The sequence below is a fragment of the Streptomyces sp. NPDC056160 genome (genome assembly GCF_042268205.1).
Taxonomy (GTDB): domain Bacteria; phylum Actinomycetota; class Actinomycetes; order Streptomycetales; family Streptomycetaceae; genus Streptomyces.
The window spans coordinates 1-21,350 of record NZ_JBHJUW010000100.1 but is presented as its reverse complement, the minus strand read 5'-3'; the positions used below and the strand labels follow the sequence as shown (position 1 = coordinate 21,350).

Sequence of the window (21,350 nt, the reverse complement as noted above, 5' to 3'; positions counted from 1 at the left end):
CAGCCCGCCCGTCAGGCGGGCTGTTCGCCCTTCAGGTGCCGCATCAGCCGCTCGAAGTGCTGCCAGCCCGACAGGTCGGACGGGTCGCCCGGGAAGGCGTAGTACAACGCCGGGCGGGTCTTCGGGCCCAGGGTGCGCGGGGGCTCGCCGAGCGGGGTGCGGCGGGCGCGGTCGCCGGGCATGGCGCGCACCTCGTCGGCGCCGAGGACGAAGGCGTACGGGACGCCGGGCCCCTCGAAGCGGGGCGGCACGGCCAGGTCGCGGCGGGCCCTGCGGATCTGCACCAGCATGGACTGGAGGTCGTGGCGGGTGGCGAGGACCTCCGCGGCGCGCGCCACCGCGTCCTGCGGTACCTCCTCCCCCGGGCCGTAGCCGAAGGCCAGGGTGACGTCCTCCTCGACGCCGCCCGTGGTGCGGCTGACGCGGACGGTGGCGAGGCCGGGGCGTTCCGGGCTGCCGACGACCACGAACCAGGTCGGCTCGGGCGCCCGTTCGTGGGCGACGTCGGTGAACTGGCGCAGTGACCAGGGCAGGTTGGCGGGCTCCTCGGTGCCCCAGCCGGCCGGCGGCTCGCCGGTGATCTCGCGCCACACGGCCTCCAGGGCGCCGCCGAGGACCAGGCGGTCGTCGGCGTGGTGGACGGCCCGGTAGGAGATCGCCAGCTGGCGTTCGCCGGTGTCGGCGACGTCGCGGGTGAAGGAGGCGGCGAGCGGTGTGCGCGGGTCGTCGGGGGTGGCCCGCGGTGACTCGACGGTCACGAACAGGCCGTTGTTCCAGTCCAGTACGGCGCCGGACAGGCCGTCGTAGTAGCCGTCCTCCTCGTCCTGGACGACCCAGCGCGAGGGCCAGCCGGGCAGGGCGGTGCGGACCGCCGGGGAGAGCCGGGTGCCTGCGGGGGTGACGATCTGCAGGCCGAGGTGGGCGTCGGCCGCCGCGCGGAAGGCGTCGGCGAGCCAGGCGGTCATGGCGACCACGGGCCGGTCCATGATGACGACGGCGACCTTGTCGGTGAGGACGTCCACGGCGGGCTGGGCGGCGGCGGGCACGGGGGCCACGCTCACGCCGTCCGAGGGCACCACGGCCAGCGACCGGGCGGCCTGCGGCGGCCAGGCGGTGCCGCCGACGAGGGCGGCGAGCCGGGCCGCGAAGGTGCCGGCCAGTTCCTCGCCCTCCTTGACGCCGGTGGTGGCGCGGGCCTCGGTCCACCAGTACGGCACCTCGGGCTCGCTCGCGCCGAGCAGCCGCTGCGCCTCGCCCCTGACCTGGACGAGCAGCGGTGCCTCCACGGTGACCAGCGGGCGGCCCTGTTCGTCGCAGAGCCGCACCACGGCCCCGCCGTCCTCGGCGCCGACCAGTTTGTCGGGGCCGCCGGAGAGCAGGCCCGCGATCACGCTCAGCGGGTCGGGCATCTTCCTGGTGAGGGTGACGACGTCCTTGGTCATGGGTGGTTCACCTGTTCCCGGCGTAGACGGTCTGGATCAGCCGGTTCGGCTCGCCCCTGCGGACCAGCACGCCGCGGCCGGGCGGCTGCTGGCCGGCGTAGACGCCGGGGAAGAGCTGGCCTTCGCTGCGGTCGCCGGACATCACGAGCGCCGCGGAGCCGGACTCGCGCAGCCCCTGGAGCAGCGGCTCGTACAGGCCGCGCGAGGCGCCCGCGACCCGGCGGGTGAGGACGAAGTGCAGGCCGATGTCGACGGCGGAGGGGATGTACGGCACGAAGGGGGCGAGCGGCTGCTGCCCCGCGGTGGTCAGGACGTCGTAGTCGTCGACGAGGATGACGATGCGCGGGCCCGATCCCCAGCTGCCGGGTTCCAGGTCGGCGGGGTCGGCGCTCTCGTCGGGCAGCCGCTTCTCCAGTTCGCCCGCGATGCCGGTGGCCAGCGCACCGGCCAGCTTGGCGTTGTAGGCGTAGCCGCCGCGGTACTCCTCGGGGACGGCGCCGCGCAGGCCGCGGCGCGGGTCGAAGACGCCGAAGACCAGCTCGTCCTCGCCGTGGCGTTCGATCAGGCCCTCGGCGATCACCTTGAGCAGGTTGGTCTTGCCGCACTCGCTGTCGCCCATGATCATCAGGTGCTGGTCGTGGGCGAACAGGTCGAGCGGGACGGGCGCGAGATTCGTCTGGTCCAGGCCGATGGGCACGCGGCGCGGCTCGGCGGCCGGGCCGGGCAGCAGCCGCGGTTCCAGCAGGTGCGGCAGGACCCGGACCGGCTGGGCGACCTCGCCGGTCCAGGTGGCGCGGACGGTACGGGCCGTGCGCTCCAGTACGGCGCCGAGTTCGGCGGTGTCGCCGAGGCCGTCGGTGCGGGGCAGCGCGACCTGGGCGAACAGCTTGCCGTCGGTCAGGACGCGGCCCTTCTCCTCCGGGGAGAGGGTCTCGGCGAGCTTGCGGTCGATGCTGGACTCGCTCGGGTCGTTCAGCCGCAGTTCGACGCGGGTGCCGAACTGGGACTGGGTGGCGATGCGCACGTCGTTCCAGCGCAGCATGCCGGCGACGACGTGGATGCCGTAGCCGCTGCCCCGCTTGAGGATGTCGACGACCGCGTCGTCCAGCTCCTCGAAGTCGTCGCGCAGCGCGCCGAAGCCGTCGATGAGCAGCACGATCTCCGTGGACGCCAGCTCGGGCAGCCGGCCCGCGGCGCGCAGGGTGCGCAGCTGCTCCACGGAGTCGATGCCGTGGATGCGGAACAGTTCCTCGCGCTGGTCGAGCATGCCGCGCACCGAGTCGATGGTGCGGGCGGCGCGCTCGCGGTCGGCGCGGCCCGCGACGCCGCCGACGTGCGGCAGCCCGGCGAGTGCCTGGAGGCCGCCGCCGACCAGGTCGAGGCCGTAGACGCCGACCTCCTGCGGGGTGTGGGTGAGCGCCAGGGACAGGGCGAGGGTGCGCAGCAGGGTGGTCTTGCCGGACTGGGGGCCGCCGATGACGGCGGCGTGGCCGCCCGCGACGGTGAGGTCCAGGTACCACTGGCCCTGCCACTGCTTCGTCGGGTCGTCGAGGACGCCCAGCGGCACCTGGAGCGGCGCCTTGCGTTCGGCGAGCTGCATGCCGCGCGCGCCCACCTCGACGGGTCCGGCGACCTTGTCGAGGGCGACGGCGTCGGGCAGCGGTGGCAGCCAGATGCGGCGTACGGTGCGGGCGCCCGCGTCCTCGATCTGCCCGACGAGGACGCCCATCTCGGTGGGGCCGGTCTCGCGGCGCCGCATCTGCGGTTCCTCGGGGGCCGCGGACTCGTCCTGGCCGAGGGTGTTGTACGCCTCGTACTCCAGGGCGAGCGGCCCGGTGTCCTCGGTCTCGCGCTGTACGGGGCCGCGGTAGGCGCCGGAGACGTAGCCGGCCTTGAACCGCTCGTAGTGGCTGGTGTCGACCTTGAGGTAGCCGAAGCCGGGCAGCGGGGGCAGGTGGAAGGCGTCGGTGGTGTCCAGGACCGTGCGGGACTCGTCGGCGGAGAAGGTGCGCAGGCCGAGCCGGTACGACAGGTAGGTGTCCAGGCCCTTGAGCTTGCCGCCCTCGATGCGCTGGCTGGACAGCAGCAGGTGCACGCCGATGGACCGGCCGATGCGGCCGATGGACAGGAACAGGTCGATGAAGTCCGGCTTGGCGGTGAGGAGTTCACCGAACTCGTCGATGACGACGAACAGGTGCGGCAGCGGGTCGAGGTCGGGGCGCTTCTCGGCGCGCAGGGCGGCGTAGTGGCCGATGTCGGCGACGTTGCCCGCGTCCTTGAGGACCTGCTGGCGGCGCTTGACCTCGCCGGCCAGGGAGGCGTGGACGCGTTCGACGAGGCCGGCCTGGTTCTCCAGGTTGGTGATGACGCCGGCGACGTGCGGGAGGTCGGCGAACGGGGCGAAGGTGGCGCCGCCCTTGTAGTCGACGAGGACGAGGGCGAGGTCCTCGGGCGGGTGGGTGGCGACCAGGGCGAGGACGAGCGTGCGCAGCAGTTCGGACTTGCCGGAGCCGGTGGCGCCGACGCACAGGCCGTGCGGGCCCATGCCCAGTTCGGAGGACTCCTTGAGGTCGAGCAGGACCGGTTCGTGGGAGTCGCTGACGCCGATCGGCACGCGCAGGAAGGCGCGTTCGCCGCGGGGCGCCCACAGCCGGTCCAGGTCGAGGTGGGCGACGTCGTCGATGCCGAGGAGTTCGGCGAAGTCGACCGGGCCGGTCAGCGGGGCGTCGACCATGGACTCGGCGGACAGCCGGAGCGGGGCGAGCATGCGGGCCAGGCCCTCGGCGAAGGGCACGCCGACCTCGTCGACGGTGCCGTGGGCGCTGACCGGTTCGGCCTCGCGCAGGTCCTCGATGAGGATGCGGTCTTCCTCGACGGTGATGCGCACGCCGACGCTGCCGGGTTCCTGGACGCGTTCGTCGAGCAGGTGGAGCACGGTGACGCCCATGTCGCGCAGGCCCACCGCGTCGTCGGGGCGGGGCAGTTCGACGGCGTCCTCGCCGTGTCCGTCGGCGACGACGAGGAGCCGGGAGGTCATGGCCAGGGCGTCCGGGCCGGACAGGCCGCGCCGCACCTCGGCGGCGTAGGAGGCACGGCGGCGCAGTTCGGCGCCGGTCTGCCGGGCGAGCTGGGGCAGGGAGGGGGCGATGCGGCGGGCGGCGACGGGGCCGTCGAACTGCTCGGTGTCGAGCAGGTGCGGCAGCCACTTGGCCCACTCCCAGTCGCCGACCCGGTCGCCGGGGGCGGCCAGGGCCATCGCCACGTCATCGGGGGCGTGGGTGGCGGCGGTCTGCACCATGAGGGCGCGGGCGACCCGGAGGGTGTCCTCGCGGCGGCCGATGACGCTGATGTTGCCGACCCGGTCGAGCGGGACGGTGAGCGGCAGTTCGGTGCCGGTGCTGAAGCGGGACATCAGCGCGGACGCCTCGTTCAGCATGAACTGGTCGGGCGGGGTGAGCACGGAGGAGCCCTGCTGGGCCACCTTGAGGTCCCGTACGGGCATCTCGCCGGTGCCGACCCGCACCCGCAGGAAGTCCCCGTCGAGCCTGCGCCGTTCCCACAGCCGGGCGGGGTCGCGCACGATGTCGTAGAGGGCGTCCGGCGGCGGGTTGAGCACCTGGGCGCGCTCGCGCCGCTCGCGTTCCTCCTTGGACAGTTCCTCGCGCAGGTCCTCCAGGTAGGCGAGGTAGGCCTCGCGCTGGGTGCGGCGGGTGCGCTGGGCCTTGCCGCGCTGGGAGAAGACCAGCGTCATGGAGCCGGCCAGGGTGACGACGAGGATGATCGCGCCCAGCCCGGCGAACTGGCTGTTGCGCACGACCGTCATCATCACGACGGACGACATCACGCCGGCCACGGGCAGCAGCGAGGTGGCGATGGAGCCGGCCTTGCCCTCGGGCAGGTTGGGCGGGGCCTCTATGGTGCGCGGCTCGGGGGCGGCCGCGGGCCGGGTGGTCCGGGCCGGGCGGTGGATCAGTCGGGTGCTCATCGTGGGTGTCTCGTCCTCGTCGTCCTCGAGTTCCCTTCGTCCACGGGGTTCAGCGGCGCGTCTGGGAGAGCCGGAAGACCTCGGCGGCCAGGGCGGTGGCGGCCTGCCGGGTGGGGCGGGCGAGCAGGTCGGTGCGGATCGCGCCGCCGGCCGCCAGGTGGCGGTCGTAGGGCAGGACGCGCACGGCCGCCCCGGTCGCCTTCAGTTGCTCGGCCGCCTTGCCGACGTCGACCCCGGTGTGCGGCACGGTCTCGGTGAGCACGACGACGGTGGAGGTGGTGATGGACCGGGGCAGGCCCCGCATCCACTCCAGGACCGCGTGGGTGCTGGCGACGCCCTCCAGTGTGGCGGGCACGGTGAGCACCCGGGCCTGGGCGGCGGACAGCGCGGTGCGGGCGACCTCGGCGGGCAGGGTCTCGCAGTCCACGACGGTCACGCCGAAGTAGCGGCGCAGCGACACCATGACCCGTTCGTAGCCCTTGGTGTCGAGCATCGCCCCGACCTGTCCCTGGCTGCCGGGCAGCAGCCAGGCGTTGTCGGGGAGCTGGACGAGGTAGCCGGTGACGTCGAGCAGGGACATCTGCGGTTCGACGAGGCCGGCGAGGTCGCCGGTGGTCCAGCGCAGGCTCTCCGCGCCCAGGCGCAGCGGCAGCGAGCCGAGCGCCGGGTCGGCCTCGACGACGAGTACCGGGTCCTGCCGGTAGTGCGCGTAGGTGGTGCCGAGCAGCGCGGCGACGGTGGTCTTGCCGGAACCGCCGCGGATGGAGGTCACGGCGATCTGCCGGCCGGTGGTGACCGCCTGCTGGAGCACCTCGGCGGTGGCGGTGGTCTCGGCGACCTCGCGCGCGGCGGAGGAGGAGACGGTACGGCGCACCGCGCGCAGCGCCCGCGCCGTGAACGGCTCACCCCGGCGCGGCTTGCCCCCGGCACCGGCCAGCCGCTTGTCGACGACGGGGCGTGAGTCGGGGGTGGTGGTGCGGTGGGGGCGGGGCGGCTGGGGGCGCTGCGCGGCGGGTCGGGCGGGGTGGCCCTGCTGGGGCACGGGGTGCTGGGGCTGGGCCTGCTGGTGCGGGTGGCCGTACCTCGGTTCCGCCGCCGGGGGCACCTGAACGGGGCCCGGGGGCGGGGTCTGCTGCTGTTGCCGTGCGGGTATGTCCGCGGTGGGCAGGCCCGGCTGCTGCGGGTGGGGCTGCTGGGGCGCGGGTGCTCCCTCCTGCGGCGCGTGCGGTACCTGAGGTATCTGCGGTACCTCAGGTGTCTGCGGCATCTGCGGTACCTGAGGTGTCTGCGGCGGTTGCTGCGGCTCCTGCCGGGACGCGCCGCTCCTCAGATCGCGCAGCACGTCGCTCTGCCAGTTGTCCCCGTTAGGCATGTCGCCTTCTTCCCTGCCTCGTCATCCCGCCCGGAGCGCCGGCGCGTCGTGCGTGAGTCTCAGAACTTGTCGAGCAGTTGCCCGTAGATGCCGAACACCCCGACGGCGAGCGGGAAGAGCCCGATCACGCCGAGGGACTCGATCAGGTCGGCGAACCGGCGCAGCCGCACCCGTACGTGCTCGGGCGGCTCCACCGCGAGGACGAGCAGCGGGAGCAGCGCGGCCACGCCGAGCAGCACCAGCGCACCCGCGCCGCCGGCGTGGTGCATCCACAGCACCGCGAGCCGCACGACGAGCACGGCCGCCGCCGCGAACAGGGCCACGACCTCGGCGACCAGCGGGAAGGCCCGTGCCCGGGAGAGCAGGACGACCGCGGTCAGCGAGGCCAGGGCCACCGTCCACACGGTCGGCCGGTGGGCGGTGGTCAGCAGCCAGCCGCCGGCGGCGGCGGAAGCGGCGGTGACCACCGTGGCCAGGGCGAGTCCGCGGTGGGTGGCGGCGAGGGCGTTGGCCACCTGGTGGCGGCTGACGGAGACGCCCGAGGAACGCCGGTCGTCGAGTCCGGTGAGCCCGGAGGCCATCAGTGCCAGACGCGGCAGCAGTCCGAGCAGGACGACGGAGATCACGACCATCACCGCGCCGAGCCGGTCCGGCCGGTCCTGGAGGGCGGCGACGGCCTCCCACACGAGCGCGATCGCGGCCGCCGCGCCGGCGCCGACGAGTCCACCGCGGCCCAGCGGTGAGAAATAGGCCAGTAGCACGAGGGTGACCACCAGCGCGCCGACGACGCCGGCCAGCCGGGCGGTGGCCGACCAGTGGTGGGCGTCGGCGGCGGTCCACGCGGTGAGCAGGCCGAGCCCGCCGGTGGCCAGCAGCAGCGCGGTGGCGAGGCCCCGGTTGCCCTGGCCGATCCGGGCCACCAGGGCGCCGGCGACCAGGCACACGGCGGTGACGACCGCGAGTGCGGTGGTGACGCTCTCCAGCGCGAACTCGCGCCGGGCGAGCAGGCCCGCGGCCACCGCGAAGCCCACGGTGGCCACTCCGGCGCTGGCCCGGCGGGCGGCCGGACGCCAGCGCCAGGCCCGCAGGTCGAGGTCGTCGGCGACCTGGTCGGTGACGTCGTGCACGACCGGGGCGGGCGGTGCCGCGTGGGCGCGTACGAGCTGGAGCACGGCGCCGTCGGGGACCTCCGCCGATGACAGGGTCGCGTCGTGCGGCAGGACCGAGCCGTCGGAGGTGATCAGCTGCCGGGTGGCCGGGCGCGCGGACGCGCGGTCGTCGAGCAGCCGCAGGATGTCGGGGAGCAGTTGGCCGATCGGGGTGTCCGACGGCAGGACGATGTCGGCACGTCGGCGTTCACCGACCAGGGTGACCCGGCTCAGCTGGGTCCGGGACGTCGTTGCTGTGCTCACCACTCACCGGAACCTATCATCGCGCCGTGCCGGTCACCGGCTCTGCGTGGCATGCCCATGTAGGCCGTACACATCGCCTTCACTACTTCTTCTCCGCATGCTTGGCGGTGCCGTGGGCGGGGGTGCTCGCCGCCCCCGTGGTGCTCGCCGTCGGGGACGGGTTGTACAGCTGCTCCTGCTGTTGTTGCTGCTGCTTCTGCTGGGCCTTCTGCTTGGCCAGGGTGGCCTGGAGGAACGACCAGCCGACGCAACCGGCGCACAGGACAGCCGCGATGGCGATGCCGGCGAACACCTTGCCGAGCCGTTCGTCCACCGTGCGCCGGCCGCGCTGCGCGCCGAACAGCAGCGCGTCGCGCATGCGACGCCGGCGCACCGCCACCGACTCGAGCAGCTGGCTGTCGTAGTCCCGTGCCATTTCCGTCGTCCTGTGCTGTAGGTGCGTGCTTGATGCGTGCCGTGCCGTGCCGTGCCGTGCCGCGGTCCGTACTCGACGCGGCGTGGGGTGCGGCTGTGTCTGCCGCGTGCCGTCAGTCGTCCGGGCCGAGGCCGAGGTGACCGCGCATCGTGGCGTACTTGTGGGCGAGCCGCCGGGCGGTGGGCTCGTCGAGGGCGGCGAGGCGGCGCGGGTCGGCGTTGTGCGCGAGGTCGGCCGCCTTGACCAGCCGGGCGCCGGGGGTGGCCAGGATCCGGCGCGCGTAGGCCCGCGGTTCCTCACCCGGCCGCTTGGTCACGGCCCGTACGACGTCCTTGGCCCCCTGCGGCAACGGGGCCGCGTCGAGCCACTCCTCGCTGAGCGCGCCGTCCTCCAGGGCGTCGTGCAGCCAGGCGGCGGCGACGAGGTCGTCACCTCCGCCGCGGGCGCGCACACCCTCGGCGACGGCCCGCAGATGCTCGGCGTACGGCCGCCCGGCCTTGTCCCGCTGGCCGTCGTGCGCGGCGCGGGCGACGGCCTCGGCCTCGGCAGGAGTCATCTGCGCACCGGCACCGGCCGGCGCCTGCGTCCGCCCTTCGCGGGGCGGGATGTCCTGCGGCATGGATCCCCCCAACTTCGCTTCCGCAACATAGGGCATGGACGCACCGCCCGTACACCCGGGGTGGACCGACCGGCGCGCGGCGTTCGAACGTGCCGCGTCAGCCACCGCCGTACACCGCCGCCCCGATGAGGCACAGCACCGAGACCAGGGGGACGAGCGCGACGTACGCAGGCGGCCGCCGGTAGATGGGGGTCCCCGGGTCGAACCGCTCTTCGAGCATCCCCGGGCCCGGGTCGGGAAGCCGCTTGAGCTGCCGTACGGCGAGAAGGTTGCGGACGAGCGTCAGCGGCCCGAGGACCGGCGAGAGCGGACTCCACCAGCCCCAGCACAGCGTGTACGTGGTGAAGCCCCGGTAAAGGCCCATTCCGCACGTCCTGCACACCGGCCCGTCCATCCGCCGGAACCTGAGGAAGAGGAGCAGCCCCAGGTGGGCCCGGAAGGCGGCGTCCACGGCGGGCGAACCTCCGCAGTATCTGCACACGGTGGGGGTGGACGGCGAAGGGGCGGCGTCGGGATCTGCGTACCAGGCGCGGAGCGAGTCGGCGACGGCGTCGAGGAGCCCGTTCCTCACCGCCCGGGCGATCCTGCCCTCGCCGAAGCGCTCACCGCGCACGACGGCGGTGGCGGCCCGGACGGCGTCGGCCGGGTTCATCAGCCGTCCGCCGGCGGGGACTTCGGGCAGCCTGTCGTCCGTCCACCGGTGCTCGGCGGTGACGGCGCCGACGCCCGACAGCGCGTCGACGGCTCGCTCCAGCGGCCTGCTGTGGAGCGGAAACGGCGCCTGGTGCACACCGTCCGCCCTCTTGCGGCCGCCACTCCAGCGGACGTCACGGTCCTCGTCCGTGAGCGCGTCGAAGGCCTCGGCCAGCTCCCGCCAGGCGGGGTGGCCCCTCGGAACGAGCTGGTCGAGCAGCCGCCGGTCGTCGGCCGGGGTGACGACGCGGGCCAGTTCCTTGACGGTCTCCAGGCCGGGAGCCTCGAAGACAGGTCCCGCGCCGGGTTCACGGCTGTACAGGGCGAGCACACCCGACGGGGTCAGGCCTCGCCGCCGGGAGTCCTGCATCCTGCTGAACCACTCGATTCCGGCCTGGTGGGCGCTGCTGCTGCCCGCCACGCGGTCGATGAACCCGATCTGGGCGGCAGCGGCCCAGGCGTAGCCGACGACCTCTCCGTCGGGCGCGGTGACGGCGAGGTAGTGCACGGGTCCGGGCATGGGCCGAGACGGCGATCCGGGCATGGTCCGAGACGGCTAGGCGCCCATGGCGAGTGCCTCGACCGCGGCGGCGTTCGGGGCGTCGGTGAGGGAGCCGGGCAGGGGGCGGCCCTTACCGGCCGGCTCCGGGTCCGCCGCCAGTTCGGTGAGGGCCTGGGAGGGGAGCAGAGGCTCTGTAAGGCTCGTGTGGTTCGGCTGCTCGTCGCTCAGGAGAGTCACATCTCTCGTTGTGTCCGGGGCTCGGGCAAGGCTATGGCTATGGCTATGGCTATGGCTGCGGGTGCGGGTGTGAGTGCGGGCCCGGCGGGATCTCGGCGTAGGCGTGCCACCTCCCTGTGCTATTCACCCGCGGCAAGCGCTTTGACCGCGTCGGCGTCGGGGGCGTCCGACAGGGAGCCCGTCAGGGCGCGGCCGCGGTTGCCCTCCGGGCTGGACAGCATGTCCGCGAGGGCTCGGGACGGTGCAACGCCCTGTCCCTTGGCCTCCTGGAGCCGGGCGTGCCAGTGACCGCCCTCGGCGAGAGCGCGGCCCCCCGCCGCCTTGCGCGGTACCCATGCGGCGGCGTCGTCCTCGTCGCTCGCCCACACGTAACCGAGGGTGGCACCGCCCTGCTTGTCGACCACCGTGAAGTACCGCACCGGCTTGTCGGTCCAGGTCCGGTACCGCGCCGGCCCCGGCTCCACCAGGTCGAAGTGCACGTCCTCGTCGAAGCGCGGGTTGATCGGTCGTTCGCTGCTCATGAAGTCCACTTTCTCTTGACTCTGGCACATCCTCAACGCGGGCCGGTGCTACGGCTTCGGCAGGACCTCTCCGTAGATGTGCCACTTGTCGTGTGCCTCGTCGAAGAAGACCCGCGTCACCTTGTACTCGGAGCCCTTGGCGAGCAGCAGCTCGCGCTCACCGGGGTACTTGGACAGGTGGTCGATCCACAGCGCGGGCGTGTCCTTCGGCACCCTGAGGTGCATCCACACGGGTTTCTGATCGAACGGCGGCGGCGGCGTCCTGCCGAGTGCCGTGGAGGTGAACGCCTTGTCGTCGAAGGTGCCGCCGAGCATGTCGAGCGGTGAGTCGATCGGACGGCCACCGACCTTGACGTGATCGACCCCGGTGCCCCGGATGACCATCAGATCCTCGGGCACGGGCCGGGTGTCCATGACCTTGTCCATCTCGGCGATGGTGTGCTTGAGCGAGTCGTCCAGCGGACCGCCGAAACGCAGGTGTCCGTTGATCAGGTCGTACTCGTTGCCGCTGTACGTCCTCAGCGCGTCCCGCGACTCGGCGGGCAGGTCGTCCAGGAACTTGTTCCAGTACGCGTTGCCGTACTCCAGCCCCGCGGCGTTGCCGGCACTGGGCTCGGGGTTCGTGCCACGAGCCAGTTCAGCCTCGGCCACCGCGTGCTTCTCGGTGTCGTCCAGGGCGTCGAAGTCCCTGTCCGACATCTGCGGCCGGTACTCGAACGTCTCCCCGGTCCCGCCGTGTCCCGGCACGTCCGGGAGCTCGTGGCCCGGCACGGCCGGAGCGTCGGCGTCGTGATGCGCGGTGGTGTCGAAGTCCGCGTGATCGAGCCCCACATGGTCCCCGCCGTGCGCGGCGTCGTCTGCGTGACCTTCCGTGTGATGATCGGTTTGGTGGTGGGTGTGGTCACCGCCGTGATCCGCGTGGTGCGCACCGTCGTGGCCGTGGCCGTGGCCGCCGCTGCCGTGGCCGCCGCTGCCGGGGACGTCGTGGGCGGGCGTGGCCGCGGGGGTGTGATCGTATGAGGACGGAGGCGCCGCCGTGTGATCGTACGAGGACGGAGGCGCCGCCGTGTGGTCGTACGAGGTCGGAGTGTGGTCGTAGGCCGACTGAGGCACCGGGTGGTCATACGAGGACGAAGGCCCCGTGTGGTCGTAGTGCACGGCCGCGTCGGTCGTGTGGGTCACGCCGTCGGCGCCGGGGTGGGCGCCCGCGTAAACCGGCTGCTGACCCTGGATCGTCCAGTGGTCCGGGAGGCTCGGCGCCGTCGGGATGCCCGGGCCGGCCTCGTGCGGAATCGGCGTCGTGTCGACGACACCGTCGGGCCCCAAGAGGTTGCCGTGCGGGTCCAGCAGCCGCCCGTCGGGCAGGTGGACCGAGCCGTCGGGAAGGGTGGGCATGTCGATCTTGCCGAGGCCCTTCAGGGCCTTGCTGATGTCCCCGATCTTCGACAGGCCGGCGCCCGCGCCCTTGGCGACATACGTCATCGGGTCGATGACCTTGCCCGCCTTGCCCGCCACCGACAACGCCTTCGCGACCGCGCCCGCCTTGCCCGCACCCGACGCCGCGCCGCCCGCACCACCCGTGAACACCGTGGTCAGGACGTTGAAGGTGACCGCACCCGCCGCGCGGGCCGGGTTCTTGCCCCACTCGTCCCACGCCACCAGCGCCTTGCCCGTCTCCTTCATCGCCGTGCGCGAATCACGGAACCAGGACGGCAGCTTGTCGTCCGGCAACGCCCAGAACAGCGTCCCCACCCCGGGAAGGGAGGAGATCACCAGACCGGTCGCGAGCTGGGCGAGGCCCTTCCAGGCCTGGCCCATCGCCTCCCAGCCGCCGAACCCCACCAGCGTGCCCAGACCCTTGATCGTGCCCCACACACCGTCGACGATCAGGCCGTCCCACACGAACGACTTGATCCAGTGCCCGACCTCCCACGCGTGGTGCTTCTCCTCCACCGGGTCACCCCAGGGGAGCTTCGCGTTCTTCAGATCAGCCGCGTCGAACCCGTACTGGTCCTTACGGTCCGAACCGTCCCCCGCCACCATCTGCGTACCGTGGAACAACGCGGTGATCTTGTTGTGACAGGTCCGCTCCGCCGCCCAGAACGCCGCCACCGTCTTCGTGATCTCATCCCGGATCCGGTTGTGATGACCGACCTTGCCACCGTCGTACTGCCAGTCGTCATCGTCCTTCACCGACGCCACGAACGTCGTGGCTTCCCGCTTCAGATCCTCGAGCTTCTTCACCAGCGGGCGGATCTCCGCCGCATACCCCGACAGGGCACCCGACACCGACTCCAGACCCGACGCGAACGTGTCCGCACGGTCCCTCACCGGCTTCGTCGACGCGAACAACTGCTCCGCCTCCGGAGCCTTGTAATACGCCGACAGCCCCTGGAACCGGTTGTGCACATCCCGGCCCGCGTCACGGACATGACCCGCGTCCGCCTTCAGATCCCCGTACGCCTTCTCCAACAGCCCCAGATCACCTGTGAACTGCGGAATCTCCTCCGGCTTGATCACTTCCCGCCCACCCCGGGCGCATCCAGCCTCGGCGCACCCAACGCAGCATGCTGCGCCCGCGCCGCCATCTCCTCATCACCCTTCAAATACGCCGTCGTCGCATCCACCACACCCTGCAACGACTTACCCGCCCGCGCCCCCACGAACTGAAGATCCTTCGACGCATGCTCCGCATACTGCGACAACGCCAACGCCACCAGACCCCCCTGCGCCTTCCCCCCACCACCACTACCGCCGCCGGAACCGGCATCCGCCGAGATCGTCCCCGCAGACGACGCCGCCGACGTCAAATGCTCCCCGAACGCCTTCGCATACGACTCCAGATGCGACGCCGACTCACCCGTCAGCTTCAACACACCCGAAATACCCTGCGGCCGCAAATCCCAGCCAGACACCGACAACCCCCGAACGAACTCACACTGTCAACAACAGCAGCCACCCACCGGCCGGCCGGCCGGCCGAACAGCCCACCGGCCACTCAGCCGGGCCAGCCCACCGGCCGATCAGCCGATGTTGTCCACCGCTGACTTCGCCTTCGCCAACGTCGACTGCGCCGTCGAATCGTTCTTCTCCAACGTCGACTTCACCAACCCGATGATGTTCCGCACCTCATGCGAAGCCCGGTTCCACCGCTGCTCCTTACCGTGGTACTCATCCGCCACACCATCCGCCGTGAAATCAGCCATCGCCGCCTTCACCTGACGATCCCGCTGCCCGATCACCTCCTCCAACCGAGCCACCACCGCCTGCAGACTCCCCTGCACATCCCCCGACGCACCCGTGTCATACGACCGGCGATCCGAACCCGAACCCGCCATCACACACCACTCCCCGTGAAACAGACAACCAACCCGACGCACAAACCGGACACAACCGAAGACTCAGCGGAAACGCGCGGCATCGAAATTCGCCGCACCCATCTGCTGCCGCGCATTCTCACCCTGCTCCTGATCACCCGAGGAAAACGCACCCTCCATCCCCGACTGACCACCCAAAATCGCCGCCAACGACGAATTCAACTCACGCGCGATCCCATCCGCACGCCCCTTGAACTCATCGAACATCCGACGACCCGCACCGTTGAACTTCCCCTCCAACGGCTCCACCGCCTGCACCAACTGCCGGATCAACGACCCCAGATCATCACTCGACCCACGCGAATCACGCATCAACGTCGACAACGTCTGCGTACCCATGTCGAACTTCACGCCGAACTCGCCTCCCCCATCAGCACAACAGAACTCGGCCGCCGTGGACGTCCGGCGGTCCGGGGCCACAGCACAGCCGGTTCCATCTTTACCAACTCACGCGCCGTCGGCGCCACCCCGGGTCAGGGCGTACACAGATGCATCACACATCGGCCAGGGCGGCCGGTCCTCAGCGGAGCGCCGCGGCGGTCGGGCCCTCGCGGCAGATCAGCAGCAGGGCACGGTCGTCGTTGACGTCCTTGGCCACCGCTTCGATCAGGTGCCAGGTGGCGCCGTGGAAGCCGCCGGCGACGTAGCGGTCGGCCTCGCCGGTGAGGCGGTCGATGCCCTCGGCGATGTCGCGCTCGGCGGTCTCCACCAGGCCGTCGGTGAAGAGCATCAGCACGTCGCCGGGGCGCAGGGAGCCCTTGACGGAGTCGAACTGGGCGCCGTCGTACACCCCGAGGAGCGGTCCCTCGGCCGCCTTCTCCTCCCAGCGGCCGCTGCCCGCGCTGAGCTGGAGACCGGGCGGGTGCCCGGCGGAGTACAGCTCGTAGTCGCCCGAGTCGAGGTCGAGGACGAGGTGGATGGAGGTGGCGAAGCCCTCCTCCCAGTCCTGGCGCAGCAGGTAGCCGTTGGCGGCCGGGAGGAAGGCGTGCGGGGGCAGGCTGCCGAGCAGGCCGCCGAACGCGCCCGAGAGCAGCAGGGCCCGCGAGCCGGCGTCCATGCCCTTGCCGGAGACGTCGGTGAGGACGACCTCAAGGGTCCGGCCGCCGTTCGTACGGGCGGCGACGACGAAGTCACCGGAGAAGGACTGGCCGCCGGCGGGGCGCAGCGCCATCTCGTGGTGCCAGCCGCTGGGCAGCTGCGGCAGCTGGCTCTGTACGCGAATGCGTTCGCGCAGGTCGAAGAGCATGGTGCCGCCGCGCCGCCACGGTACGCCCACCCGGCTGCGGAACTGGGCGATCAGCAGCCCGAAGAAGCCGCAGGCGGCGACCACCAGCACCACGCCCGGGGTCACCCGGGACGGGCCCTCGGTGTACGGGCCGAGCCGCACCGATTCCACGATCAGGGCCGTGGCGGCCGCCGCGTACAGGCCGAGGAGGCTGGCCGGGCGCAGCAGGAGGCCGCCGGCGACGATGGGCAGGACGAGCGCGACCGGCGAGAACCACACCGAGTCGACGAGGGTCAGCGCCGCGATCACCGGGATGGTCAGCAGCAGGCCGCCGAGGGCGATCCAGTCCGAGCCGTCGCCGCGGAAGTAGTCGACGGCGGCTCTGCGCACGCCGACGCGGACCCGGTGCCACCTCATCTTCAACCGGGCCGTGAACGTCTCGGCTTCCGCGCGCCGCCCTCGTTCTGCTGCCATTAGTTCGGGACCCTATCCATCGGAGCCACCGGTTGGCACGGGAGGTCCGACTTATCCCCCGTCCGGGGCTCGACTTCACAGTGAACTTCACGGGGAGCCACCGCGTCGCCACTCCGGCGAAATTTGTTCGACCGGGGCGCGGACCGCTGGTAGGGATGGCACATGGCGACTGACCTTGCGACCGAGCTGCGCGTGCTGCGACCGGACGAGTGGGACACGTGGTACGGCAACCTGATGCGTGCCTTCGGCGGCGTTCCGGAGCCGTCCGAGGAGCAGGAGCTGTACCGGTCCCTGACCGAGTTCGACCGTTCGCTGGGCGTCTGGGACGAAGACGCGTGTGTGGGCACGGCGGGGGCGTTCAGCTTCCGGATGACGGTGCCCGGCGGAGCCCCGGTGCCGGCGGCGGGCGTGACGATGGTCGGAGTGGCCGCCACGCACCGGCGGCGCGGTGTGCTGACGTCGATGATGCGGCGGCAGCTGGACGACGTACGGTCCCTGGGCGAGCCGCTGGCGGTGCTGACGGCCTCGGAGCCGGAGATCTACGGACGGTTCGGGTACGGGGCGGCCACCTTCCAGCTGGGCGCCGACATCGACACGAGCCGGGCCGGGCTGTCCGTCCCGGCGGGGACGGACGGCGTACGGCTGCGGTACGCGGAGCCCGCCGACGTGCTCGACGCGTGTGAGGCGGTGTACGCGCGGCTGGTGCCCGGCCGGCCCGGGATGCTCGCCCGGCGGCCGGGGTGGGAGCGGCTGGGGCTGCTCGACCCGGAGAGCCTGCGGGAGGGCGCGTCGCCGTTGCAGTGCGTGGTCGCCGAGCGCGACGGGGAGGTCGCGGGGTTCGCCCGTTACCGCGTCAGGCCCGGCTGGGAGACGGGCGGGCCCGAGGGGACCGTGGTCCTCAACGACCTGGCCGCGCTCGACCCGGCGACCGACGCGGCGCTGTGGCGGTTCCTGTTCGGCATCGACCTGACGTCGAAGCTGTCCGTCGGGAACCGGCCGGTCGACGACGCCTGGCAGTACCTGGTGTCCGACATCCGGCGGTGCCGGCCGCGGCTGCGGGACTCGTTGTACGTGCGGCTCGTGGACGTCGGGGCGGCGCTGGCCGCGCGGACGTACCAGGCGCCGGTGGACGTCGTCCTGGAGGTCGAGGACGCGTTCTGCGGCTGGAACACCGGGCGGTGGCGGCTGAGCGGGGACGCGAAGGGCGCGGTCTGCGAGCGGACGTCCGACGCGGCGGACCTCGCGCTGTCCGTACGGGAGCTGGGGGCGGCGTACCTCGGTGGCGTGTCCCTGTGCGCGCTGGCCGCGGCCGGGCGGGTACGGGAGCTGCGGGGCGGGGCGCTGGCAGAGGCGTCCGTGGGGTTCGGGTCGGCGGTCGCTCCCTGGCTGCCGCACGGGTTCTAGCGGGTTCTGCAGGCGCTCAGGGGACGTGCCGGTGCCGTTCCGGTGGCAGGGGTCGTCCGGTGGCAGGGGTCACTGGTTCTGGCAGGTGGGGCACCAGAAGAGGTTGCGGGCCGCCAGGTCCGCGGTGCGGATCTCCGTGGTGCAGACGTGGCAGGGCTGGGTCGCGCGGCGGTAGACGTAGACCTCGCCGCCGTGGTCGTCGACGCGCGGCGGGCGGCCCATGGCCTCGGGGGTGTGCTCGGGGCGGACGGTGTCGATGCGGTTGTTGCGGACGCCCTCGCGCATGAGGACGACGAGGTCCGTCCAGATCACGTCCCACTCGGCCGGGGTGAGGTCCTTGCCGGTGCGGTACGGGTCGATGCCGTGCCGGAAGAGGACCTCGGCGCGGTAGACGTTGCCGACGCCCGCGATGACCTTCTGGTCCATCAGCAGGGCCGCGATCGTCGTACGGCTGCGGCGGACGCGGGCGAAGGCGGCGGCCGGGTCTGCGTCGGGGCGCAGGGGGTCGGGGCCGAGGCGGTCGTGTATCGCCTGCTTCTCGGTCTCCGTGATCAGGGCGCAGGTCGTGGGGCCGCGGAGGTCGACGTACGAGGTGGTGTTGGCGAGGCGGAGGCGGACGGTGTCCGTGGGCGGGGGTGCGGGGGCGTCGCCGAAGGTGACCTTGCCGAAGAGGCCCAGGTGGATGTGGACCCAGGCGTCGGCCCGGAAGCGGAGGAAGAGGTGTTTGCCGTGGGCCTCTGTGCGGGTGAGCCGCGCTCCGTCGAGGAGGTCGGCGGCGGCTGCGAACTTGCCCTGGGGGCTCGTCACGTGGGTGGGCGTGCCGGAGAAGCGGGTGGCGTAGTCCTGGGCCAGCCGGTGGATGGTGTGCCCTTCTGGCACGGCGGGGTGTCCCTTCCTGCGGTTCCTCGGCCCGTCCCGGGCCCGCTGTCCTGTCCGGGTGGGCTGGGTGGGCCAGGGCTCCGCCCCGGCGCCCTCGTCTGCCGCGGGCGGGATGAGAGCGCACCCCTCCCCGGCACTCCACCCCGGACCCCGGTTTCCCACCCACCCGACTCGGTAGGGAACGAGTCACCCTCCCGGGGCTCCGCCCCTGCACCCCCGGTGGAACGCGGCTCCGCGCCGGGCGGGAGCCCTGCCCCAGCATCGGGCTCGGGCGGCTCAGCTCTCGGCGGGAGCCCCGCCAGCACCCGGCTCGGGCGGTCCGGGATCCGGGCTTGGGACCCGGACTCAGACCTCCGGCCGTGTCCAAGTCCGAGTCCTAGCGCTCTCCGGCATGTCCAAGTCCGAGTCGTAGCGCTCTCCGGCCGTGTACCTGCCCTACCGCTCCGGGTGATGCGCCGGGATCGGCGGGAGCTCCCCCGTCGTTTCGTACTCCGACAGCATGTCGATGCGGCGGATGTGGCGCTCGTCACCGGAGAAGGGGGTGTTGAGGAAGGTCTCGACGAACTTCGTCGCCTCCTCCGTCGAGTGCATGCGCGCGCCCACCGCGACGACGTTGGCGTTGTTGTGCTGGCGGCCGAGGGACGCGGTCTCCTCGCTCCAGGCGAGGGCGGCACGTACGCCCTTGACCTTGTTGGCGGCGATCTGCTCGCCGTTGCCGGAGCCGCCGATCACGATGCCGAGGGAGTCGGGGTCGCCCGCCGTGCGCTCGGCGGCGCGGAGGCAGAAGGGCGGGTAGTCGTCCTGGGCGTCGTAGATGTGCGGTCCGCAGTCGACGGCCTCGTGGCCCGCCGCCTTGAGCCATTCGACGAGGTGGTTCTTGAGTTCGAAGCCCGCATGGTCCGAGCCGAGATACACGCGCATGGTCCGAGTGTGACACGGCGGATCGCCGGCGGGCCGTTCGGGTCATCGCGGGGCGGGCTGCCCGGGTCGGGGCTCCCGAGCCCGGAAGACACCCCGGGCGCGGCAGCCGGAACTCGTCCGCCCACGCGGGCCGGCCGTGGCGGAATGCGCTCGAATACGGGCCGCGAATGCGCGTGCGGGACCGCCGGAGAAAATGTGAGGGAATCTACAAACCTCAAGGAAACCTCAGGTAACGATTACGTTTCGAAGGTTCACGAATTCCGTTGCCTCGGATTCACTGGACCGACTCGTGCACCGCTCGTACGGGTAACCGCTCACCGGCGCAAAAGGAATCCCCCATGACCTCGCAGCCGACCCTGCAGCAGTCTGGAAGTGGCCACACGGACCCGGACGGACACGGTTCCGGGCTCCAGGCCGGACTCAAGAACCGCCACCTCACCATGATCGCCATCGGCGGTGTCATCGGTGCCGGACTCTTCGTCGGCTCCAGCTCCGGCATCGCCACCGCCGGACCCGGCATCCTCCTCTCCTACGCCCTCGTCGGCACCCTCGTCGTCCTCGTGATGCGCATGCTCGGCGAGATGTCCGCCGCGAACCCCACCTCCGGTTCCTTCTCCGCGCACGCCGACCGCGCGCTCGGCGGCTGGGCCGGCTTCTCCATCGGCTGGCTGTACTGGTTCTTCTGGGTCGTCGTGCTCGCCGTGGAGTCCACTGCGGGCGCCAAGATCCTCTCCGGCTGGATACCGGCCGTCCCCCAGTGGGGCTGGGCGCTCATCGTCATGCTGGTGCTGACCGCCACCAACCTGGTCTCCGTCGGCTCGTACGGCGAGTTCGAGTTCTGGTTCGCCGGGATCAAGGTCGTCGCGATCGCCGCGTTCATCGTCGTCGGTCTCCTGGCCGTCCTCGGCGTGCTGCCCGGCGTCCACGCCGACCAGGCGTCCTTCTCCAACCTGACCGGCCACGGCGGCTTCCTGCCGCACGGTCCGGGTTCGATCCTCACGGGTGTGCTGCTCGTCGTCTTCTCGTTCATGGGCAGCGAGATCGCCACGCTGGCCGCCGGTGAGTCCGAGGACCCGCAGCGCGCGGTCACCAAGGCGACCAACAGCATCATCTGGCGCATCGCCGTCTTCTACCTCGGTTCGATCCTCATCGTCGTCTCCCTGATCCCGTGGAACGACAAGTCGATCACCGACAAGGGCTCCTACGTCGCCGCCCTGGACTCCCTGGGCATCGCGCACGCCGGCCAGATCATGAACTTCATCGTGCTGACGTCGGTGCTGTCCTGTCTGAACTCCGGTCTCTACACCGCCTCCCGCATGGCCTTCTCGCTCGGGCAGCGCGGGGACGCGCCGAAGGTGTTCGCCCGGACCACCGGCCGCGGTGTGCCGAGGACCGCGATCCTCGTCTCGGTCGCCTTCGGGTTCGTGGCCGTGTTCTTCAACTACAAGTTCCCGGACACCGTCTTCCTCTTCCTCGTCAACTCCTCCGGCGCGGTCGCCCTGTTCGTCTGGCTGGTGATCTGCTTCTCGCAGCTGCGCATGCGGCGGATCATCCAGCGCGAGGCGCCGGAGAAGCTGGTCGTGAAGATGTGGCTGTACCCGTACCTGACCTGGGCGGCGGCCTTCGTGATCGTGTTCGTCCTCGGCTACATGCTGACCGACACCGAGCACGACGGCCGGGAGACCGTGCTGCTGTCGCTGCTGGTGGCGGCGGTCGTACTGGTGATCGCCGTGGTCAAGCAGAAGCTCGGCGGCGGCCGCCGGACGGCGGCTGCCGAAGCCACCGGGGCGGCCGACGGGACGGAGCAGATCCCGGCCGGCTGACGCGGAAAGCAGAAGGTGGGGGGAGCCTCGTTCCGAGGCTCCCCCCACC

The 21,350-nt window shown here is 72.0% G+C and carries 18 protein-coding genes; 2 read left to right on the top strand and 16 right to left on the bottom strand.

What is annotated here, in order from left to right:
- Window positions 1-11 precede the first annotated feature (11 nt).
- The 14 genes from ACFC02_RS29660 to ACFC02_RS29595 form a co-directional block, all read right to left on the bottom strand.
- Window positions 12-1,442, bottom strand: a complete 1,431-nt coding sequence (locus ACFC02_RS29660; protein WP_376363764.1) for a DUF6177 family protein — start codon at window positions 1,440-1,442, stop codon at window positions 12-14.
- 7 nt (window positions 1,443-1,449) lie between these two features.
- The gene (eccCa, locus tag ACFC02_RS29655; RefSeq protein WP_376363761.1) at window positions 1,450-5,427 is read right to left on the bottom strand and encodes a type VII secretion protein EccCa; all 3,978 of its coding nucleotides are present in this window, start codon (window positions 5,425-5,427) and stop codon (window positions 1,450-1,452) included.
- Window positions 5,428-5,476: 49 nt separating this feature from the next.
- Window positions 5,477-6,799 carry a hypothetical protein gene (locus ACFC02_RS29650; protein ID WP_376363758.1) on the bottom strand — a complete coding sequence of 441 codons (1,323 nt, stop codon included), beginning with the start codon at window positions 6,797-6,799 and terminating at the stop codon, window positions 5,477-5,479.
- Window positions 6,800-6,858: 59 nt separating this feature from the next.
- Window positions 6,859-8,214, bottom strand: coding sequence for a type VII secretion integral membrane protein EccD (eccD, locus tag ACFC02_RS29645; protein ID WP_376363755.1), 1,356 nt, complete (start codon window positions 8,212-8,214; stop codon window positions 6,859-6,861).
- A 79-nt stretch (window positions 8,215-8,293) separates the two neighbouring features.
- Window positions 8,294-8,626, bottom strand: a complete 333-nt coding sequence (locus tag ACFC02_RS29640) for a hypothetical protein (protein ID WP_376363752.1) — start codon at window positions 8,624-8,626, stop codon at window positions 8,294-8,296.
- Window positions 8,627-8,738: 112 nt separating this feature from the next.
- The gene (locus ACFC02_RS29635; protein ID WP_376363749.1) at window positions 8,739-9,245 is read right to left on the bottom strand and encodes an HD domain-containing protein; all 507 of its coding nucleotides are present in this window, start codon (window positions 9,243-9,245) and stop codon (window positions 8,739-8,741) included.
- A 97-nt stretch (window positions 9,246-9,342) separates the two neighbouring features.
- On the bottom strand, window positions 9,343-10,458 hold the full coding sequence (locus ACFC02_RS29630) for a DUF6508 domain-containing protein (protein ID WP_376363746.1): 1,116 nt from the start codon (window positions 10,456-10,458) through the stop codon (window positions 9,343-9,345).
- Window positions 10,459-10,494: 36 nt separating this feature from the next.
- Window positions 10,495-10,677, bottom strand: coding sequence for a hypothetical protein (locus ACFC02_RS29625; RefSeq protein ID WP_376363743.1), 183 nt, complete (start codon window positions 10,675-10,677; stop codon window positions 10,495-10,497).
- 119 nt (window positions 10,678-10,796) lie between these two features.
- A complete protein-coding gene (locus tag ACFC02_RS29620; RefSeq protein WP_376363740.1) occupies window positions 10,797-11,198 on the bottom strand; it encodes a hypothetical protein in 402 nt (133 codons plus the stop codon).
- Window positions 11,199-11,246: 48 nt separating this feature from the next.
- On the bottom strand, window positions 11,247-13,718 hold the full coding sequence (locus tag ACFC02_RS29615; protein ID WP_376363737.1) for an ADP-ribosyltransferase: 2,472 nt from the start codon (window positions 13,716-13,718) through the stop codon (window positions 11,247-11,249).
- A complete protein-coding gene (locus ACFC02_RS29610) occupies window positions 13,715-14,074 on the bottom strand; it encodes a DUF6507 family protein (RefSeq protein ID WP_376363734.1) in 360 nt (119 codons plus the stop codon). The genes ACFC02_RS29615 and ACFC02_RS29610 overlap by 4 nt, the downstream gene beginning before the upstream one ends.
- Window positions 14,075-14,221: 147 nt before the next feature.
- Window positions 14,222-14,536, bottom strand: coding sequence for a pore-forming ESAT-6 family protein (locus tag ACFC02_RS29605; RefSeq protein WP_376363786.1), 315 nt, complete (start codon window positions 14,534-14,536; stop codon window positions 14,222-14,224).
- A gap of 63 nt (window positions 14,537-14,599) precedes the next feature.
- The gene (locus ACFC02_RS29600; RefSeq protein WP_376363731.1) at window positions 14,600-14,926 is read right to left on the bottom strand and encodes a hypothetical protein; all 327 of its coding nucleotides are present in this window, start codon (window positions 14,924-14,926) and stop codon (window positions 14,600-14,602) included.
- A gap of 169 nt (window positions 14,927-15,095) precedes the next feature.
- Complete coding sequence (locus ACFC02_RS29595; protein WP_376363730.1) at window positions 15,096-16,274, bottom strand: PP2C family protein-serine/threonine phosphatase; 1,179 nt, start codon at window positions 16,272-16,274, stop codon at window positions 15,096-15,098.
- A gap of 162 nt (window positions 16,275-16,436) precedes the next feature.
- Between ACFC02_RS29595 and ACFC02_RS29590 the strand changes: the two genes are divergently transcribed.
- The gene (locus ACFC02_RS29590; protein ID WP_376363727.1) at window positions 16,437-17,678 is read left to right on the top strand and encodes a GNAT family N-acetyltransferase; all 1,242 of its coding nucleotides are present in this window, start codon (window positions 16,437-16,439) and stop codon (window positions 17,676-17,678) included.
- Window positions 17,679-17,747: 69 nt separating this feature from the next.
- On the opposite strand, the gene ACFC02_RS29585 is transcribed toward ACFC02_RS29590, so the two are convergent.
- The gene (locus tag ACFC02_RS29585) at window positions 17,748-18,557 is read right to left on the bottom strand and encodes an Fpg/Nei family DNA glycosylase (RefSeq protein ID WP_376363724.1); all 810 of its coding nucleotides are present in this window, start codon (window positions 18,555-18,557) and stop codon (window positions 17,748-17,750) included.
- Between the two features lie 435 nt (window positions 18,558-18,992).
- Window positions 18,993-19,478, bottom strand: a complete 486-nt coding sequence (locus ACFC02_RS29580; RefSeq protein WP_376363721.1) for a ribose-5-phosphate isomerase — start codon at window positions 19,476-19,478, stop codon at window positions 18,993-18,995.
- Window positions 19,479-19,816: 338 nt separating this feature from the next.
- Here ACFC02_RS29580 and ACFC02_RS29575 point away from each other — a divergent pair, with 338 nt between their 5' ends.
- The gene (locus ACFC02_RS29575; RefSeq protein ID WP_376363718.1) at window positions 19,817-21,301 is read left to right on the top strand and encodes an amino acid permease; all 1,485 of its coding nucleotides are present in this window, start codon (window positions 19,817-19,819) and stop codon (window positions 21,299-21,301) included.
- The last annotated feature ends 49 nt before the right edge of the window (window positions 21,302-21,350 follow it).

What these genes read in the sequence shown, in the direction of transcription:
- ACFC02_RS29660 (WP_376363764.1), bottom strand. Translation starts at nt 1,442, where the DNA reads ATGACCAAGGACGTCGTCACCCTCACCAGGAAGATGCCCGACCCGCTG.
- ACFC02_RS29575 (WP_376363718.1), top strand. Translation starts at nt 19,817, where the DNA reads ATGACCTCGCAGCCGACCCTGCAGCAGTCTGGAAGTGGCCACACGGAC.
- ACFC02_RS29620 (WP_376363740.1), bottom strand. Translation starts at nt 11,198, where the DNA reads ATGAGCAGCGAACGACCGATCAACCCGCGCTTCGACGAGGACGTGCAC.
- ACFC02_RS29590 (WP_376363727.1), top strand. Translation starts at nt 16,437, where the DNA reads ATGGCGACTGACCTTGCGACCGAGCTGCGCGTGCTGCGACCGGACGAG.
- ACFC02_RS29650 (WP_376363758.1), bottom strand. Translation starts at nt 6,799, where the DNA reads ATGCCTAACGGGGACAACTGGCAGAGCGACGTGCTGCGCGATCTGAGG.
- ACFC02_RS29595 (WP_376363730.1), bottom strand. Translation starts at nt 16,274, where the DNA reads ATGGCAGCAGAACGAGGGCGGCGCGCGGAAGCCGAGACGTTCACGGCC.
- eccCa (WP_376363761.1), bottom strand. Translation starts at nt 5,427, where the DNA reads ATGAGCACCCGACTGATCCACCGCCCGGCCCGGACCACCCGGCCCGCG.
- ACFC02_RS29605 (WP_376363786.1), bottom strand. Translation starts at nt 14,536, where the DNA reads ATGGCGGGTTCGGGTTCGGATCGCCGGTCGTATGACACGGGTGCGTCG.
- ACFC02_RS29635 (WP_376363749.1), bottom strand. Translation starts at nt 9,245, where the DNA reads ATGCCGCAGGACATCCCGCCCCGCGAAGGGCGGACGCAGGCGCCGGCC.
- ACFC02_RS29580 (WP_376363721.1), bottom strand. Translation starts at nt 19,478, where the DNA reads ATGCGCGTGTATCTCGGCTCGGACCATGCGGGCTTCGAACTCAAGAAC.
- ACFC02_RS29630 (WP_376363746.1), bottom strand. Translation starts at nt 10,458, where the DNA reads ATGCCCGGACCCGTGCACTACCTCGCCGTCACCGCGCCCGACGGAGAG.
- ACFC02_RS29640 (WP_376363752.1), bottom strand. Translation starts at nt 8,626, where the DNA reads ATGGCACGGGACTACGACAGCCAGCTGCTCGAGTCGGTGGCGGTGCGC.